Origin of the sequence: Variovorax atrisoli (genome assembly GCF_014195185.1) — a bacterium.
In the GTDB taxonomy this organism is placed as follows: domain Bacteria; phylum Pseudomonadota; class Gammaproteobacteria; order Burkholderiales; family Burkholderiaceae_C; genus Variovorax; species Variovorax atrisoli.
The window spans coordinates 1,312,980-1,328,942 of the sequence record NZ_JACIBG010000001.1 but is presented as its reverse complement, the minus strand read 5'-3'; the positions used below and the strand labels follow the sequence as shown (position 1 = coordinate 1,328,942).

Sequence of the window (15,963 nt, the reverse complement as noted above, 5' to 3'; positions counted from 1 at the left end):
ACGGGCGATCGGTCAGAACTTGGGAATGCGCAGCGTCTTGCTGATCATGAGCGTGCCCGAGAGCGCGAACAGCAGCGCCAGCGGATGCAGCTGCCAGGGCCCGACGACCCATGCGCCGCCCCACACGTCGGCGCCGATGCGGCCCTGCCATGCGGCATACGCCAGCACGGCCACCAGCACCACGCTGGTCGGGATGGGCGTGCCCTCGAAGTACTTCACCTTGTCGGAACCGGCCGAAAGCGTCTCGGCCGTCACGTTGAAGCGGGCGAGCCGGCTCACGCCGCAGCAGACGAAATAGACCAGGATGGCGCAGTCCCAGCCGCCATCGAGCCCCGCCGCGAACCCGAGCGCCGCAGGCGCCACGCCGAAGGAGATCACGTCGGCCAGCGAGTCGAGCTCGCGCCCGAGGGCCGACTGCGTCTGCCGCCAGCGCGCGATGCGGCCGTCGAGCACGTCGAAGACGAAGGCCGTGGGCGCGAGCGCCGCGGCCCACATGAACTGCGCGATCGAATGGCTCGCCATGAAGGCCATCGCCAGGAAGACCGCCCCAACGCCGCACGCCGCATTGCCGAGCGTGAACACGTCGGCGAGATGGAACTCCCGGATCATCGAGAAATGCTTGCGGCCCGGCACGGGGGATGGTGTGGTCATGAAGAGCGAAGGAAGAAATAGGACTGGCTGGCGGCCGATGGACCGCACCTTAACCGAAGCGGCGGGCGCAGCCTGTAGTCGCGGTCCGACGCGCGGGCGCCGCCTGTCGGACAGGCCGGGGCAGGCCGGGACAGGGCAGGACAGGCGTTCAGGCCTGCCGGTGCGCCTCGACGATGCGCGCGAAGCGGCCGAGCAGGCTGGCGGCCGCATCGGTGTCGACCACGCCATCGCGCAGCGCGGCCGCGTCGGCGCCCTTGGCGGCCAGCTCGCCGGCCAGCATGCCGATGTAGCCGCGCATGGCGTCGGCGCTGAATTCGGGGTGGAACTGCACGCCCCAGGCGTGCCGGCCGACACGGAAGGCGTGCGCCGGCTCATGGTCGTTGCGGGCCAGCGGCACGGCGCCTTCGGGCAGGCGCAGCGCGCTCTGCCAGTGCACCGCATGCGCGGGGAACTGCGCGGGCAGGCCCTGCAGCAGCGCGTCGGTGGCGGCGGCCTCGCCGAGCGTGACGGTGACGGTGCCGACTTCGGCGCCCTGCGGATGGTCGCCGGCTTCGCCGCCCAGGGCATGCGCGAGCAGCTGGTGGCCGTAGCAGATGCCCAGCACCGGCGTGTCGCGCGCGACCAGCCGCGCGAGCCAGGCGGCGGTGGCTTCGCTCCAGGGCTCGCGGTGCGACACCATCGAATGCGAGCCGGTGACCACTGCGCCGGCCACGCCGGCGGGGTCGGGCAGGGCGTCGCCCCGGCGCGGATCGATCACCAGCAGCGGCAGCGCGTGTTCGCCGAGCCCGTCGGCGATCCAGTGTTCGAAGTCGCCGCCCTGCTGCGCGCGCAGGGCCTCGAAGGTGCTTCCCAGCTTGACGATGACGAGGGGATGCGGTCGGGAGATGTCCATTCCGCGATCATGCCGCAGAGCGAAAGCTCGGTTTCAGCGGGCGGCTTCCCGGCTGTGCAGCAGGTCCATGAAGGCCCGGCTCACCGGCGAGGGCGAGCGGCCCGCCCGCGTCACCAGCCCGATGGGCCGCGACATGACCGGCCTCTGCAGCGGCACCGTCACCAGATCGTCGTTGTGCGCGAGCTGCAGCGCCAGCCGGGGCAGGGCTGTGATGCCCAGCCCTGCCGCGACCAGCGCGCCCGCGGCAGCCACGCTCGGGTACTCCAGCGCCGGCACCACCTGCAATCCGCGCTGCAGGAAGGCCGCGTCGGTGATGGGACGGATGCTGCTGCGGAATCCGCTGGCGATGAAGGGCCGCGTCGCGAACACCGACCACGCGACCGAGGCTCGCGACGCGAGCGGGTCGTCGCGCCGGCACAGCAGCATGAACGGGTCGTCGATGAGATGTCGATAGAGCATCGGCTCCTGCGGCCCGGGACGCACGCTGATGCCGAAGTCGGCCTTGCCTTCGTCCACCGCGGAGCGCACCAGCTCCGCCGGCCCCTCGACGAACGAGAACGCCACCTGCGGATGGCTGCGGCGGAACTCGGCGATCGCATTGGGCAGCAGCGCCACGCCGGTCGATGGCAGCGCCGCGATGGTCAGGTGCCCGCTGCGTCCCTCGAGGAACTGCGACAGCTCGCTGAACGAACTGTTGAAGTTCTCCAGGATGCGCAGCGCGATCGGCAGCAGCTCGCGCCCGGCGGGCGTGAGTTCGACATGCCGCGTGTCTCGGTCGAAGAGCCGTGCGCCGGCCAGGTCCTCGACGATGCGGATGGTGCGGCTCAATGCCGGCTGCGAAACGTGCAGCGCCGATGCGGCGGCGCGGAAGTTCGAGGTCTTCGCGACCTCGGCGAAGGCCTCCAGCTGCTGCAGCGTGATGTCGACTCGCAAGGCACTTCCTTCGGGATTGATCCGCTCAAGTTATCACAGATATAGGAACATTCGTCTTCCCAGATCAGTGAGCGGAGGCCAGACTTCGAGCCATCTACAACGGAGACAACCCCCTGCGGGGGCACGAGTCATGCAAGGAATTCTGGAAGGCATCCGGGTGCTCGAACTCGGACAGGTGCTGGCAGGCCCGTTCGCCGGCGCCATCCTCGCGGACCTGGGCGCCGACGTGGTCAAGCTCGAACGCGTCGAAGGCGGCGACGACGCGCGCCACATGGGCCCGGCGTTCCGGCACGGCGACGCGCTCAACTTCCACGTGTTCAACCGCGGCAAGAAGTCGGTGGCCATCGATCTCAAGAGCGCCGAGGGCATGGCCGTGTTCGAGCGGCTCGCAGGGGAGGCCGACATCCTCATCCACAACCTGCGCCCGGGCGTCACCGAGTCGATGGGCATCGACGGGCCATCGCTGTGCGCGCGCCATCCGCGCCTCGTCTACTGCGCCATTTCCGCCTTCGGCCATACCGGGCCGCTTGCCATTCAGCCGGGCTACGAGCCGCTCATCCAGGCCTTCAGCGGCCTGTCGAGCATCAACGGCGGACCGGACGACCCGCCCATGCGCACCGGTGCCTCGGTGTGCGACCAGGGCACCGGCATGTGGGCGGTGATCGGCGCGCTGGCGCTGCTGCAGCGGCGCCATGTCACAGGCAGGGGCGGCGTGGTGAGCGCCTCGCTGCTGGAGACCGCGCTGGTCTGGACCGGCCAGAAGTCCGACGCCTATGCCAACGAGGGCCGCCAGCCCGATCGCCATCGCTCGGGCCACCCCGGCTTCGTGCCCTACGAGGCTTTCGACACCGCCGACGCGCCGCTGCTGGTGTGCTGCGGGAACGACCGGCTCTTCGCCAAGTTCGCGCACGAACTCGGCCGCGACGACTGGATCGCCGACGAGCGTTTCGCCACCAACCGCATGCGGCTGCGCCACAAGGCCGAGCTGCTCGCGCAGATCGGGACGCTGCTGCGCGCAAGCACCCGCGACGAGTGGAGCGCGCGTTTCGCCGCGGCCGGCGTGCCCTGCGCGCCGGTGCACACGCTGCCCGAGGCCATCGCGCATCCGCAAGTCGAGGCGCTCGGCATGCTGCAGGGCGTGCCGGGAGAAGACTTCAGGCTCACCGCGCTGCCGTTGTCGATCGATGGCCAGCGGCCGTCGCACCGCTCGGTCGCGCCGCGGCTGGGCCAGCACAACGCGGAATTCGGCGCGCCCGCCGTGCCGTCGAAGGAAGGGAGCACCCATGCCTGATCTGCCGCGCCGCGTCCATCTGCACGAGGAAGGCCCGCGCGAGGGCTTCCAGATCGAGGCCGGCCCCATCGCATCCGCCGACAAGGTGCGCTTCATCGAGGCGCTGGCCGAAACCGGGCTGGAGGAGGTGCAGTGCGTCTCCTTCGTGAACCCCGAGCGCGTGCCCGGCATGGCCGACGCCGAGGAGGTCGCCCGGGCCATCCGCAAGCGCGAGGGCGTGCGCTACACCGGCCTGTGGCTCAACCTGCGCGGCATGCAGCGCGCGATGCGCACGCAGCTCGACATCGAAGGCACCATCGGCACCAGCGCGTCGGAAGCCTTCTCGGTGCGCAACAACGGCAAAGGCCTGGACGCGCTGCGGGAGTCGCAGCGCGAGACGCTGGCCTTCTGCATCGACCACGGCGTTGCGGTGACGCGCGGCATCGTCACCACGGCCTTCGGCTGCAATCTCGAAGGCGCGATCGCCCCGGCCACCGTGGTGGAGCGCGTGGCGCAGATGCTCGAGGTGATGGCCGAGTTCGGCCTGCACCTGCCGATCCTGCGGCTGGCGGACACCGTGGGCTGGGCCCAGCCCAACGCCATCGCCTCGGTGGTGGGCGCGGTGCGCGAGCGCTGGCCCGATCTGCGGCTGGGCCTGCACCTGCACGACACGCGCGGCACCGCGATGGCCAATGCGCTCATGGGCCTGCAGATGGGCATCGACACCTTCGACAGCGCCTGCGCCGGCCTGGGCGGCTGCCCGTTCGCAGGCCACACCGGGGCGGCCGGCAACATCTGCACCGAGGACCTGGCCTTCATGTGCGAGGAGATGGGCATCGAGACCGGCGTGGACCTCGATGCGCTCATCGGCTGCGCGCGCATGGCCGAGGAGATCGTCGGTCACCCGCTGCCAGGCAAGCTCATGCGGGCGGGCACGCTCGGGCGCTTCCGCCACTGATCGCTGCCGCCATCCGGCGAGCCGAAGAAGAAAACAAACCACAGAAAGAGACAACACCGTGCAGACCTTCGCTTCCCGACTCCGCGCAGCCACGGCGCTCTGCGCGGCCGTGCTGACCATCGCCTCGGCCCATGCCCAGCCGTACCCCGCCAAGCCCATCACCATCGTCGTGCCCTTCGGCGCCGGCAGCGGCACCGACCAGCAGGCGCGCAGCATGGCGCAGGCGCTGGGCGCCGAGTACAAGGTGCCGGTCATCGTGGACAACCGTGCCGGCGCCAGCGGCTTCATCGCCGCGCAATACGTGGCCAAGGCCGCGCCCGACGGCTACACCGTGCTCATGACCACCAACACCACGCACGCGGCCAACGAACACCTCTTCAGGAAGCTGCCCTACGACCCGGTGAAGGATTTCACGCCGGTCACGCTGCTGTCCAAGGGCCACATGCTGCTGCTGGTGAATGCCGATTCGCCGATCAAGTCGGTGGCCGACCTCATCGCGGCCGCAAAGAAGTCGCCTGGAAAGCTCAACTTCGGCAGCGGCAGTTCGTCCAGCCGTGTGGCCAGCGAGCTGCTCAAGCAGATGGCTGGCATCGACGTGGTGAACGTGCCCTACAAGAGCAATCCTCTGGCCATCACGGACCTGCTGGGCGGGCAGGTCGATTTCATGTTCGCCGACGCGCCGACGGCGCTGCCGCAGGTGAGAAGCGGCAAGCTGCGTGCGCTGGCCGTCAGCGGCAGCAAGCGGCTCGAGGCCGTGCCCGCGCTGCCCACCGTGGAGGAGGCCGGCGTGAAGGGCTACGACATGTCCTACTGGACGGCCGTTTACCTCCCGCCAGGCGCACCGGCCGCCATCACGCAGAAGCTCAACGAGATGATGGTCAAGGTGTCCGCTGCGCCCGCCGTCGTCGCCTATCAGGCCACCACCAGCGGCGAAGCAGCCACCAGCACGCCAGAGGGGCTGGCCCGGTTCCAGGCGGCGGAATCGCAGAAGTGGGGGCAGGTGATCCGCGCGGCCGGCATCCAGCCGGAATGACGACGCCACGGGTGGGGCCGGGTGCCGGGGGGCTCGCAAGCGGATCGGGGTAGGGCTACAGTCGGCCTGTTTCCATCCTTTCCGGGCAACCGACCCATCCGATGCGTTCCCTGGCCATCTTCCTGTCGATCTCCGCCGCTGCGCTCGGTGCGCACGCCGCCGAGGTGGTGCGCTGCACCGATGCCAGCGGGGCCGTGTCGTACACGAACGTGGCCTGCCCGCCGGGCAGCAAGCAGTCGCGGCAGGTGCCGATCCTCGAATCGCCTCCGCCCGACCCGGCGCGGCGCGACTACACGCCGCCGCAGGCCTCGCCGACACCTCCGGTCGCGCCGCCGAGCCGGGTGGCGGGCAATCCGCCCTCCGGGCCGGCCATCATTCCGCGCTATCCGGAAGAGAGCCTGCCGCAGGCCGCGGCGGATCCGCCGGGGGTGGTCATCCTGAGCCCCGACCCGTACTACGACGGCGTGCGCCCCATCCGCAGGCCGCGTCCGCCGCATGCGCAAGACCCCGGTCCGCCGCCCGGCCAGCGGCCTTGCCAGAACCTCGCCGGCATCAAGCGCAACAACTGCTGAAGACCGACCGGATGAGTGCTGGGGACGAACAGGAGGCCGGCAGTGCGCCGTGGGTCGTGCATTGCGACGGCAGCGCCATGCCCAATCCGGGCCGGATGGGCATCGGTGCCGTCATCACCGCGCCGGACGGCAGCCGCCACACGCTCTCGCAGGCCACGCACACCACGGGCTGCAACAACGAAGCCGAACTGCTGGCGCTGACGCTCGCGCTGCGGGACCTCCGCGAGCGCGGTGCGACGGCGGTGCGGGCCTACAGCGACAACAGCATCCTGGTCGAGCAGCTCGGCGCGACCGGGCCCGAGCCCGCACCCATCGTCCGCCTGGCCGGTCTCTTCGACGAAGCGCGTGCACTGCTGGGCAGCTTCGACGACGTGCGCCTGCACTGGATTCCGCGTCATCGCAATGGCGAGGCCGACGCACTGGCGCGCGCCGCCTTGGGGTTCGGCCCCAAGCCGCCACCGCGCCGGCACCGCAAGCGCCGGTAGGCGCCGGTAGGTGCCGACGGGTTCCGGAAAAAGGGAGCCCGTGCCGGAGCCCCTATCATCACGCGCCATGACAGAAGCCACCTCCCGCCCACCTCTCCCCGACCATCTCTCCATCGACCCGCGCAGCCCGCACCACGTGGCTGCCGCCTTCGAGCACGACATCGGCATCCGATTCAACGGCAAGGACCGCCTCGACGTCGAGGAATACTGCATCAGCGAAGGCTGGATCAAGGTGCCCGCCGGCAAGACGCTCGACCGCAAGGGCAAGCCGCTGCTGATCAAGCTCAAGGGCGCTGTCGAGGCGTACTACAAGTAAGAGACACGGCCGCTCATCGCCACTGCAGAAGCAGCGACCAGGGCTGCCGGCTCATGTGGCGATCGATGCAGCCCGGCGTGCCCGAAGCGCATCCCTCGGGCAGGTAGCTCGGGTCCAGCCACCGCGTGCCCGGCGCGAAATCGAGCCGGCGCCGCGTGACCGACTGCAGCACGTTGCCGCCCACGGTATCGAAGCCCGTGGCATCCACCGCCACCACCACGTCGCAGTGCATGGGAAGCGGCTCGCCGCCGGTGGTCCGAGCGGCCAGCACCTCGCCGATCTTTTCGAATGTGTCGAGCTCGGCGCCTGTTCCGCGCGCCTGGCAGACCAGGTCGCCGACGCGCGGCGGCGTGCGCCTGAGGTCACAGGCCCGCAGCGCATAGCGCGTGCCGCGGCCGAAGCCTTCGTCGACACCGGCCTGCCACGCGGCTCCCGCGTAGTCGGCATGCGCTTCGGAGAACACGAATTCCTCTTCGGCCAGTCCGGCCTGCCGTGCCAGCCAGCTGATGAAGGCTGCGGACCAGGGCGTGTCGATCACCGCGGCGCGTGCCAGCGCTGCCTGCACGGCGCGCAGTTCGGATGAATCCAGCCCCTCGTCGGGACCCACGCCCATGCCTTGCAGGCGTCCGGCCGTCGCCTCGTTCAGCGCCTGCATCAGCAGATGGCGGTCGGCCGGCCGCAGGGCGCCGAAGCGCACCTGCGAGGGCAGCCGCGGGTCGACCGCCTTCCAGTAGCCCAGCACGCGCTGCCACGGCGCGAGTCCGGGCACGGTGCGGCGCGTGTCCTCGGCTTCGGAGTCGCCGGCCTCGGTCATGCGGCCTTCGGCGTCCATCGCCTGGCCGCCGAACGCTTCGTGCTCCTGCATGGCGAAGCTGGCCATGGCGAGGGCGCGCGCGGGTGGCGGGACCTGCGTGGCGGTGTCGAGGCAGACCGGCGCGGCGAGTGTCGGTACAGGCATCAGGGCGCCGCACAGCAGCGCTGCACGCAGCGAAGAAGAAAGAGCTGGGAGCTTGGCGGAGGCGTCGTGTCGCGGCATGTGGTCGCGCAGCATAGCCCGGCGACCGCGTGCCGGCATGCCTTCAGTTGCCGTCGGGCGTGCCGGTATCGAACAGGCTGCGCGCACCGTCGTTGGAAGCCGTGATGGCGGCCCTGGCCCATGCGCGCATCGCGGTCTCGTAGACGGAAACGGCAGTGAGCGACGAGCGCTCGCCGGCCATGGCACTGGCGAGCGCCGCCGCGTCCCGCAGCGCCGTGTTGGCGCCGACGCCTCCGGCGGGGCTCATGGTGTGGACCGCGTCGCCGAGCAAAGTGACGGGACCGGAGCTCCATGCCGCGATTTCCGGCGGCGAGCTGCGCACCGGCAGCACCGCGAGAGTGCGAATGTCGCCCTGCTCGAACAGCGTGCGAAGCCTGGGATGCCATTGCCGCACGACCGCCTCGACGAGCGCAGGCAGCCGTGCCTGATCCGGCAATTGCCCGGGACCCAGCCCGAGCCTTGCGCGAGGACCGATGAACGCCCAGTAGAGATAGTCGTCGACAGGCTCCAGCGAGCAGGCGGGTGCAAGCGTCGCCGCCATGGCTGGCAACGGCTGCTGGAACAGCATCGGGTCCAGGATCACCGCGAAGCCGTCGGCGAAGACCACGGAAGTGCCCGCCCAAAGGTCCGCGCCGAGGCTCTCGCGCAGTGCGGCGGTCGCGATGGTCTTGCCGTAGATGCAGGCTGCGCCGGTGTCGACGGGCTCGGCGCCGGGAGCGAGCTGTCTGCGCACGGCCGAGTTCGCTCCGTCGGCGCCGACCAGCAGCGTCGACCTCGCTTCCCTGCCGTCCTCGAAGACGATCCGCACGTCGTTGTCGTCGAGGGCCTCGAAGCGGCGGAAGGTCCTGCCGAAGTGCACGCGGCCTTCCAGTCCGCACAGCAGGATCTCCCGCAGCGTCTGGCGGTTCGCGCTGAGATCGTGGGGCCGGGAAGGCGCATTGCCGGAGTCAGAGGCGCGCCAGCTTCTGGCGGGGCGTCCTGGCACCGGCTCCAGGTCGCTGCCGACAAAGCGGACGCCGCCCGAGCTGCCGCCACAGCTGCGCCGGAACAGTTCGTAGAGCTCCGGCGACAGGCACCGCGCCAGCGCGGCCTGCCCGTCAGCGTCGATCCTGATCCGGTAGCCCTGGCTGCGGCTGGCGGCAGCCGGATCACGCTCGTAGACGTCGAAAGCAATGCCCGCGCGCCGCAGGCCCTGGGCGAGGCAGAGGCCGCCGAGGCCCGCGCCGATGATCGAGACATGTGATTGCTGCTGCATCCGTTGTTTCTCCTTCATTCGAGGCTAAGTGCCGGATGCGGTGGCCTGATAATTTCATCGGGACGAAAAACAATGAGAAACGGCCAACACAGACCAACGTCGGCCCGAGCGGGCACGAGCGCATCTCCCGACCCCAGCGAGCGTGCCGACGGGCCGGTGCTCTTTGCCTTCTGGGGCAGCGACGAGCCTGAAAGCGAATTCCGGCTCGGCACCCGCGAATACGACTGGCACAGCCACGTGCGCGGCCAGCTCTTCTGCATCGATCGTGGATTGGTGCGCGTGCGCACCGCGCGCGGCGCATGGCTGCTGCCGCCGCACCGCGCCGGATGGATTCCGCCCGGGGTCGATCACAAGGTGAGCGTGAGCGGCGCCCTGAGCGGCTGGGGCGTGATGCTCCGGCCCGACGCCAGCACCGGCCTTCCGGATGAGCCCTGCGTGATGGGCGTCGGCGAGGTGCTGCACGCCCTGGTGCGCCGCGCCGCCAGCTGGGGCGGCAGCGAACATCTGCAGCCCGAGCAGGAGCGCCTGGTCGCGGTGCTGCTGGACGAGATCCGGCTCGGTCCGCGCGAGCCGCTCGGCCTGCCGATGCCGACCGAGCGCCGTCTCGTGACGATGGCCAATCTCCTGATCGAGCATCCGGAAGACCCGCGAACGCTCGACGAGCTCGCGGCATGGGCAGGCCTCTCGGCACGAAGCGCGCGCCGCCACTTCGTTGCGCAGACGGGCATGAGCTTCATCCAGTGGCGCCAGCAGGCGCGGCTTGCGACGGCACTCGAGAGGCTTGCCAACGGCGAGTCCGTCGCGGGCGTCGCCGATGCGCTCGGCTATGCGACGCCGAGCAACTTCATCGCGATGTTCCGCAAGGCCTTCGGGGAATCGCCCGGGCGCTATTTCTCGCGGCGAGGCGGCTGAGCCCGCCGGTGAGCGCCGGCATCAGGCCAGGATCACCCGCTCGCAGGCCTTGCGCAGCCCCGAAAGGCCGGGCAGTTCGCGCGCCTTGGCGTCGGTGACGACCACGTCGACGTCCGCCGTGCGCGCGTACGTCACGCGGCTGGCCTGGCCGATCTTCGCGTGGTCGGCCAGCAGTACCAGCTGCTGCGCCTGCTCGGCCATGGCGCGCGCGACGGTGGCCTCGTGGTGCTCGAAGCTCATGGCCCCGTGCTTCGCATGCAGGCCCACGGGCGACAGCAGCGCGATGTCGGCGCGGTAGCGGTGGATGGCTTCCACCGTGGTGTCGCCGAAGGTGGCCTGCGCCTTCACGTCGATCTGGCCGCCCAGCAGGATGGTCTGGTTGCCGGTGAGCCGGCCTTCGCCCGCGCCCGCGAGCTTGAGCGCGATGCTCAGCGAATTGGTGATGACCGTCATGCCGCTGAGCGTGGCGATCTCTTCCGCGCAGATCGACATGGTGCTGCCAGCGTCCATGAAGATGGTCTGGCCCGGCTGCAGCAGGGCGACCGCAGCCTTGGCGATGGCGCGTTTCTCGCGCTGCCGCGCCACCAGCCGCACCGCCAGCGGCGGTTCGGGCTCCGCCTTGACCGCGACTGCGCCGCCGTGCACGCGCCGCAGTTCGCCCAGGCTCTCGAGTTCGACCAGGTCGCGCCGCACGGTTTCGCGCGACACGGCAAGGTCCTGGACGATGCGCTCCACGCTCAGCCGCGAGAAGGTGGCCAGCAGGCTGCGGATACGCAGGAATCGTTCTTCTTGGAGCATGGAAACGCGGCTTGAGGGAAGAAGTGAAAAAGGCGGCGTCGCGAGACGGCCGCCCCGGGCAGGCGCGAAAGCCGCGCCATTGTGCCCGTGTGCCCGAGTACGCCCGTGCGGATGCGCGATCAATCGACCGCACACCCGCACGCCCATGCCGCCCTCAGAGGTCGGTCAGGCCCATGGCCGGGTCGCTCACCGAGTGCCTGCCGGTTTCCACGCGGCCGGCGAAGCGGCGATAGAAGGCCGGGTCGGAGTCGCAGGTGACGGCGAAGTCGTACCACTGCCCGCTGCTGGCCAGCACCCAGGCCTGCTCGGCCTTGGCGCCGCCGTTGACCGTGGCGGTCCACGGGCCGTCGTCGCGGTAGGCCTTGGCGCGCACCGTGAACTTCGCGGCACCGCTGCCGCCGTTGAGCATCTCCACCGAGACGTTGCCGTTGGTCACGTCGTAGCACACGCGCACCTCGGGGTTGGGCCAGCCGCCGGCGCGCAGCTTGTTGAGGTCGCCCTTGAAGTGGCGGTGGAAGCCGTTCGGACCGAGCACCCAAAGGTCGTAGAAGCCGCTGTTGTCGCTGGCGGGGTTCCAGGTGTCGTCGAGCTGCTTGCCGGGTTCGACCATGTAGCGACGGGGCAGGCGGTCGAGGTTGAGCTTGTCGTACACATGGAACACGGCAGCGGCCTTGCCGCTGTTCTTGAAGATCAGCCGCATCTGGCCGTTGACGGCATCGGCGCGGCCGCTCACGTGCAGCTCGTAGGGCAGGGCGCGCGAGGGGCGCGTGCCGGTGGCCTGGCGGGGCAGTTGCGGGTCGAGGGGCAGCGCCACCTGTGCGAGCGCCTGCTGGTCGGCACGCAGCTTGTCGGCGGCGTCCCTGGTGGTGCGCCCTGCCAGCGTGGGCAGCGCTTCGCTGTTGGGCGTCGCGAAGTTGAACGCGCTCGTGAGGTCGCCGCACACCGCACGGCGGAACGGCGAGATGTTCGTCTCCCTCACACCGAAGCGCGCCTCGATGAAGCGCAGCACCGAGGTGTGGTCGAAGGCCTGCGAGTTGACCCAGCCGCCGCGGCTCCAGGGCGAGATGACGTACATCGGCACGCGCACGCCGGGTCCGTAGACGCGGCCGTCGGGTGCGGGCTGGCTGCTGGTGCCCGGCGGCTTCGGGTGGGTGAAGCGTTCCACGGCGAGGTCGGACTCGGGCAGCGTGGTCTTGCCGGCCATCGTGCCGTCGGGGTTGAGCGAGGGCGCTGCCGGCGAGGGATAGTGGTCGAAGTAGCCGTCGTTCTCGTCGAAGTTGATGAGCAGCACGGTCTTGCTCCACACCTCGGGCACGGCGGTGAGCGCGTCCAGCGCCTGCTGGATGTACCAGCCGCCCTGCACGGGGCTCGACGGTCCGGGGTGCTCGGAGTAGGTGGCCGGCGCGATGATCCACGACACCTGCGGCAGCTTGCCGTTCTTGATGTCCTGGCGGAACTGCTCGAGGAAGCCGCCGTCGGGCATGGTGTTGGCGATACCCTTGTAGAGCGGGTTGCCTGCATCGTCGCTGGCCGGGTCGTAGGCGGGTGACGCCGTGTCGTTGCTCACCGGCTTGCCCGAGGCCTCGTTGGCCTGGCGGTATTGCTTGAAGCCCGCCAGCGGGTTGTCGGTGAAGTTGTCGGGCATGTTCTGGTAGATGAACCAGCTGACCTTGGCCTCCTGCAGGCGCTCGGGGTAGGTCTTCCACTCGTAGCCGCTGGTCGAGGGGCCGATGTCGTCCCATTCGTTGACGACCGAGGCCACGCCCGCGACGCCCGTGCCGACCTGGCCCGAGGGGCCGTTGGTGCCGGTCCAGTGGAACATGCGGTTGGAGTTGGTGCCCGTGTGCATGCTGCAGTGATAGCCGTCGCACAGCGTGAAGGCGTTGGCCAGCGCGAACTGGAAGGTGACTTCCGCTTCCTTGAAGTAACCCATCGATGCGTTGTTCTTGTAGCGCGGCCACTGGTAGGCGCGGCCGCCGTCCCAGGCGTTCTGGCCGTCGCTCCACGAATGCGGCGTGCCGCTCACGCGCTGGGCGTTGCCTTTGCGGCTGTCGAGGTGGTAGGGCAGGATGACCTTGCCGTTGGCATCGCTTTGCTGCCACACGTTCAGGCCCTTGGGCAGCGGAATGGTGAAGCGGTCGCCGAAGCCGCGCACGCCCATCAGGGTGCCGAAGTATTGGTCGAAGGAGCGGTTCTCCTGCATCAGGATGACGATGTGCTCGACGTCCTTGATCGTGCCGGTGGCGTTGTTGGCCGGAATGGCCAGCGCGCGGCGGATGCTGGGGGGAAAGGCCGAGAGTGCGAGGGCGGCGGCGCCGGTGGTGGCGGTGCCGGTGAGGAACTTGCGACGTGAATTCGTCATGGGTTTGTTCTTCTCTTGTTGAGGCATGGCTTGGGGCTGGATGTGGGGCTCAGGGTGCGCAACTCTTCACGGGAGCGGCGCCGGTATCGGGTTGCGTGGGCGTGGCAGGCGTGGTGGGCGTGCCTGGAGTCGTCGGCGTGCCGCCGAAGAAGCCGCTGCCGCCACCGCTGCCGCCACCGCAGGCGGACAGGACGCAGGCCAGGACGAGCGCGGGTGCGAGTCGCGCGAGGAGACGTGAATGAAGTTGCATGGTTGATGTCCTCTGTGGGCGTTGTTGTCTTGGGGCTGAAGGTGATCTGGGCTCAGGGCAGGCTCGACAGCGGTTGGCCCGACTTGAAGATGCTGTTGAGCTCGGCGCTCGTGAGCGCACGGTTCCAGATCGCGAAGTCGTTGAAGTCCATGGCGCCGCGCGGCGAACTGCTCTCGCGCTGGTAGTAGAGGCCGGTGCCGTCCTCGTTGAGGCCCAGGCCGTTGCCGAGGCCGCCGAGCTTGTCGACCAGCGCGGTGGTGATGGCGGTGCTGTTCGTCTGCACGCCGCGCACGGGGTCCATCACGTAGCCGCGCATGGTGAGCGCCGCCTTGTCGACGACCACCGCCACGTAGGCCCACTGGCCTGCGCTGAGGCTGTAGCCGTTGCTGTCCGCGCGCGCGCTGCCCGTGCCGACGTTGAAGCGGATCTCGCAGCTGCCGAACAGGCCGATGGCCAGGCCCGCGTTGCCGCCGGTGGTGTAGTTCTTGTTGCCGATCACCGTGCCGCCGTTGCTCACCCCCTGGCTGCAGGTGGCATCGGTGCGCACCCAGAACCCGATGGTGAATGCCGTGACCGCGGCGTTGGTGGTGACGTCGTTGTTCTGCACGAGCCGGTAGCCGGCCATGCCGCTGGCGTTCTTCACAGTGCTGTCGACGCGCAGCGCCTTGGCCTTGTAGGGTGCGCTGTATCCGTCGTCGACCAGAGAACCGCCGTTGGCGTCGGACGCCCACGGCGCTAGCGTGGAGGCGTTCTTGGTGTCCACGCCGGGCAGGGCGTCGAGCGGGTAGTAGTTGACCAGTCCGTTCGCCAGCGTGGGTGCAAGCGTCACCGGCGCCTCGGGCGCGACATACGAGATCTGAGCCGCAAGCGCCACGCTGGCTTCGCCCGCGACGACCGTGTACTGGAAGGCGTAGAGCCCGTCGCTCGCCGCGACGATGGGATCGGTGTAGGCGGTGGAGCCGGCCGGCAGCGTGGCCACTACCTTGCCGTCGCGCAGGACCTGCACCGCGGCGCTGGTGTTGCCGGCAAGGGTCCACGAGAGTTCGATGCTGCGCTTGTCCGCGCCCGTCTTCGCTGCAAGGCTGCGCAGCGAGGTGCTGGCCTGCAAGGCCTGGCCGGCGAAGCGGTAGTCCGTTGCCGCAGGCAGCGCGCCGAGGTGGCGCAGCACCGTCGGCGCGATGTCGGTGGCGGCAGCGAGCGCGAGCAGCGTGGCATCTGCCGGAGCAGCAGCGCCGACGCCCGGCAGGGCTGCCAGGGTCTTGTTGCTCGCGATGAAGACCGTCTTGTTGCCGTTGTCCTGCACGCCGGTGGCGCTGCCGAAGGCATCGAGGCCATGGCCCGTGGTGAGGATCACCAGCCAGTCTTCCTTCGGGTCGTTGGCAGAGCGCTGTGCGACGCGTGCGAGCAGCTGGCCGATGCCTGCCGCGGTGTCGGCGATCGAGCGCTGGTAGGCGTCGCTCTTCAGGCCGTTGCCCGCGGCTGCTGCCGGTGCGCCGTACTGCGCCACCAGCAGGTCGTAGCCGGCGTCGATGAGCTGCGAGGTGCGGTCGGTGACGCAGGCGTCGGCACCCGCGCAGTCGATGGCGCTGTCCACCGTGCCGGCTTCGTTCGCCAGCAGCAGCGGGTACAGCGGGCTCGAGGTGACCGATGCCGTCCTGTAGCCGGCCGCCTTGTTGTTCTGCCTGGCCAGCGCAAAGACGGAAGGTGCGAGCTTGACGTCGATGCGTTGGTCGGCCGTGTCCCAGCGCACGCCGTGGCGCTGTGCCCAGGTGCCGGTCATCAGCGTGGCCCAGCCGGGGCCGTCGGTGGTGCGCTGCTCGCTCGGTGTGCCGTTGGCGCCGCCGGTCCAGGCCGGCGCAACGCGCAGCGATTGAAGGGCCGCGACCTTGTTCTGCGCCATCGCATCGCGAAGCGCCGAATGCGTGAGGCCGTCGATCTCCACGACCAATGCCTTCGGTCCGCTCTTGCCCTGGTTGACCGGCGGCGGCGCGTTGCTGCTGCCGGCGCTGCCACCACTGCCGCTGCTTGCCGGTGGCGTACCGACGAGCGGGAAGCTCGCGCCGGCACCTCCACCACCCCCACCGCAGGCCGCAAGAAGCAGCAGCGTGCAAGCGCTTCCCCACGCACGCGCATGGCGAGCGTTCAATCCTCTGATCATGATTCCCCTCGAAGTGTTGAGATGCCGGCCCGTGGCTCCGACCATGGGATTGCGTGTTCCCGCATGTGGTTGTGCAAGGAAA

The 15,963-nt window shown here is 69.8% G+C and carries 16 protein-coding genes; 7 read left to right on the top strand and 9 right to left on the bottom strand.

Going from position 1 to position 15,963, the window contains the following annotated elements; all coding sequences use genetic code 11:
• Nucleotides 1–12: 12 nt before the first annotated feature.
• From FHY06_RS06300 to FHY06_RS06290, 3 genes are all read right to left on the bottom strand, one after another.
• Complete coding sequence (locus tag FHY06_RS06300) at nt 13–651, bottom strand: CDP-alcohol phosphatidyltransferase family protein (protein WP_184603908.1); 639 nt, start codon at nt 649–651, stop codon at nt 13–15.
• Between the two features lie 148 nt (nt 652–799).
• Nucleotides 800–1,543, bottom strand: coding sequence for a glutamine amidotransferase (locus FHY06_RS06295; protein WP_184603907.1), 744 nt, complete (start codon nt 1,541–1,543; stop codon nt 800–802).
• Nucleotides 1,544–1,576: 33 nt separating this feature from the next.
• On the bottom strand, nt 1,577–2,476 hold the full coding sequence (locus tag FHY06_RS06290; RefSeq protein ID WP_184603904.1) for a LysR family transcriptional regulator: 900 nt from the start codon (nt 2,474–2,476) through the stop codon (nt 1,577–1,579).
• A 130-nt stretch (nt 2,477–2,606) separates the two neighbouring features.
• Here FHY06_RS06290 and FHY06_RS06285 point away from each other — a divergent pair, with 130 nt between their 5' ends.
• From FHY06_RS06285 to FHY06_RS06260, 6 genes are all read left to right on the top strand, one after another.
• Complete coding sequence (locus FHY06_RS06285) at nt 2,607–3,767, top strand: CaiB/BaiF CoA transferase family protein (RefSeq protein ID WP_184603901.1); 1,161 nt, start codon at nt 2,607–2,609, stop codon at nt 3,765–3,767.
• Nucleotides 3,760–4,704, top strand: coding sequence for a hydroxymethylglutaryl-CoA lyase (locus FHY06_RS06280; RefSeq protein WP_184603899.1), 945 nt, complete (start codon nt 3,760–3,762; stop codon nt 4,702–4,704). Before FHY06_RS06285 ends, FHY06_RS06280 begins: the two co-directional genes overlap by 8 nt.
• A gap of 58 nt (nt 4,705–4,762) precedes the next feature.
• Nucleotides 4,763–5,737, top strand: coding sequence for a Bug family tripartite tricarboxylate transporter substrate binding protein (locus tag FHY06_RS06275; RefSeq protein WP_132751389.1), 975 nt, complete (start codon nt 4,763–4,765; stop codon nt 5,735–5,737).
• 101 nt (nt 5,738–5,838) lie between these two features.
• Nucleotides 5,839–6,309 carry a DUF4124 domain-containing protein gene (locus FHY06_RS06270; RefSeq protein ID WP_026346114.1) on the top strand — a complete coding sequence of 157 codons (471 nt, stop codon included), beginning with the start codon at nt 5,839–5,841 and terminating at the stop codon, nt 6,307–6,309.
• An 11-nt stretch (nt 6,310–6,320) separates the two neighbouring features.
• Nucleotides 6,321–6,794: a ribonuclease HI family protein gene (locus tag FHY06_RS06265; RefSeq protein ID WP_019652046.1), complete on the top strand. Its 474-nt coding sequence runs from the start codon at nt 6,321–6,323 to the stop codon at nt 6,792–6,794.
• Nucleotides 6,795–6,861: 67 nt separating this feature from the next.
• Complete coding sequence (locus FHY06_RS06260; RefSeq protein WP_019652047.1) at nt 6,862–7,110, top strand: DUF3297 family protein; 249 nt, start codon at nt 6,862–6,864, stop codon at nt 7,108–7,110.
• 13 nt (nt 7,111–7,123) lie between these two features.
• On the opposite strand, the gene FHY06_RS06255 is transcribed toward FHY06_RS06260, so the two are convergent.
• Nucleotides 7,124–8,146 (bottom strand): DUF2272 domain-containing protein, encoded by a 1,023-nt coding sequence (locus tag FHY06_RS06255; protein ID WP_260310071.1) that lies wholly within the window; start codon nt 8,144–8,146, stop codon nt 7,124–7,126.
• Nucleotides 8,147–8,189: 43 nt separating this feature from the next.
• Complete coding sequence (locus FHY06_RS06250) at nt 8,190–9,419, bottom strand: FAD-dependent oxidoreductase (RefSeq protein WP_260310069.1); 1,230 nt, start codon at nt 9,417–9,419, stop codon at nt 8,190–8,192.
• A 54-nt stretch (nt 9,420–9,473) separates the two neighbouring features.
• Between FHY06_RS06250 and FHY06_RS06245 the strand changes: the two genes are divergently transcribed.
• Nucleotides 9,474–10,313 carry an AraC family transcriptional regulator gene (locus FHY06_RS06245; RefSeq protein ID WP_221404102.1) on the top strand — a complete coding sequence of 280 codons (840 nt, stop codon included), beginning with the start codon at nt 9,474–9,476 and terminating at the stop codon, nt 10,311–10,313.
• Nucleotides 10,314–10,334: 21 nt separating this feature from the next.
• Here the strand turns inward: FHY06_RS06245 and FHY06_RS06240 are convergent, their stop codons facing one another.
• The 4 genes from FHY06_RS06240 to FHY06_RS06225 form a co-directional block, all read right to left on the bottom strand.
• Nucleotides 10,335–11,111, bottom strand: a complete 777-nt coding sequence (locus FHY06_RS06240) for a DeoR/GlpR family DNA-binding transcription regulator (protein WP_019652051.1) — start codon at nt 11,109–11,111, stop codon at nt 10,335–10,337.
• 154 nt (nt 11,112–11,265) lie between these two features.
• Nucleotides 11,266–13,473, bottom strand: a complete 2,208-nt coding sequence (locus FHY06_RS06235; RefSeq protein ID WP_184603894.1) for a phosphocholine-specific phospholipase C — start codon at nt 13,471–13,473, stop codon at nt 11,266–11,268.
• A 49-nt stretch (nt 13,474–13,522) separates the two neighbouring features.
• Nucleotides 13,523–13,723 carry a hypothetical protein gene (locus tag FHY06_RS06230; protein ID WP_184603892.1) on the bottom strand — a complete coding sequence of 67 codons (201 nt, stop codon included), beginning with the start codon at nt 13,721–13,723 and terminating at the stop codon, nt 13,523–13,525.
• 52 nt (nt 13,724–13,775) lie between these two features.
• A complete protein-coding gene (locus FHY06_RS06225; protein WP_260310067.1) occupies nt 13,776–15,881 on the bottom strand; it encodes a LamG-like jellyroll fold domain-containing protein in 2,106 nt (701 codons plus the stop codon).
• Between the last annotated feature and the right edge of the window lie 82 nt (nt 15,882–15,963).

Excerpts from the sequence above, each read along its gene's own strand:
- FHY06_RS06300 (WP_184603908.1), bottom strand. The coding sequence starts at position 651 with ATGACCACACCATCCCCCGTGCCGGGCCGCAAGCATTTCTCGATGATC.
- FHY06_RS06295 (WP_184603907.1), bottom strand. The coding sequence starts at position 1,543 with ATGGACATCTCCCGACCGCATCCCCTCGTCATCGTCAAGCTGGGAAGC.
- FHY06_RS06285 (WP_184603901.1), top strand. The coding sequence starts at position 2,607 with ATGCAAGGAATTCTGGAAGGCATCCGGGTGCTCGAACTCGGACAGGTG.
- FHY06_RS06280 (WP_184603899.1), top strand. The coding sequence starts at position 3,760 with ATGCCTGATCTGCCGCGCCGCGTCCATCTGCACGAGGAAGGCCCGCGC.
- FHY06_RS06270 (WP_026346114.1), top strand. The coding sequence starts at position 5,839 with ATGCGTTCCCTGGCCATCTTCCTGTCGATCTCCGCCGCTGCGCTCGGT.
- FHY06_RS06265 (WP_019652046.1), top strand. The coding sequence starts at position 6,321 with ATGAGTGCTGGGGACGAACAGGAGGCCGGCAGTGCGCCGTGGGTCGTG.
- FHY06_RS06260 (WP_019652047.1), top strand. The coding sequence starts at position 6,862 with ATGACAGAAGCCACCTCCCGCCCACCTCTCCCCGACCATCTCTCCATC.
- FHY06_RS06255 (WP_260310071.1), bottom strand. The coding sequence starts at position 8,146 with ATGCCGCGACACGACGCCTCCGCCAAGCTCCCAGCTCTTTCTTCTTCG.
- FHY06_RS06250 (WP_260310069.1), bottom strand. The coding sequence starts at position 9,419 with ATGAAGGAGAAACAACGGATGCAGCAGCAATCACATGTCTCGATCATC.
- FHY06_RS06245 (WP_221404102.1), top strand. The coding sequence starts at position 9,474 with ATGAGAAACGGCCAACACAGACCAACGTCGGCCCGAGCGGGCACGAGC.
- FHY06_RS06240 (WP_019652051.1), bottom strand. The coding sequence starts at position 11,111 with ATGCTCCAAGAAGAACGATTCCTGCGTATCCGCAGCCTGCTGGCCACC.
- FHY06_RS06235 (WP_184603894.1), bottom strand. The coding sequence starts at position 13,473 with ATGACGAATTCACGTCGCAAGTTCCTCACCGGCACCGCCACCACCGGC.
- FHY06_RS06230 (WP_184603892.1), bottom strand. The coding sequence starts at position 13,723 with ATGCAACTTCATTCACGTCTCCTCGCGCGACTCGCACCCGCGCTCGTC.
- FHY06_RS06225 (WP_260310067.1), bottom strand. The coding sequence starts at position 15,881 with ATGATCAGAGGATTGAACGCTCGCCATGCGCGTGCGTGGGGAAGCGCT.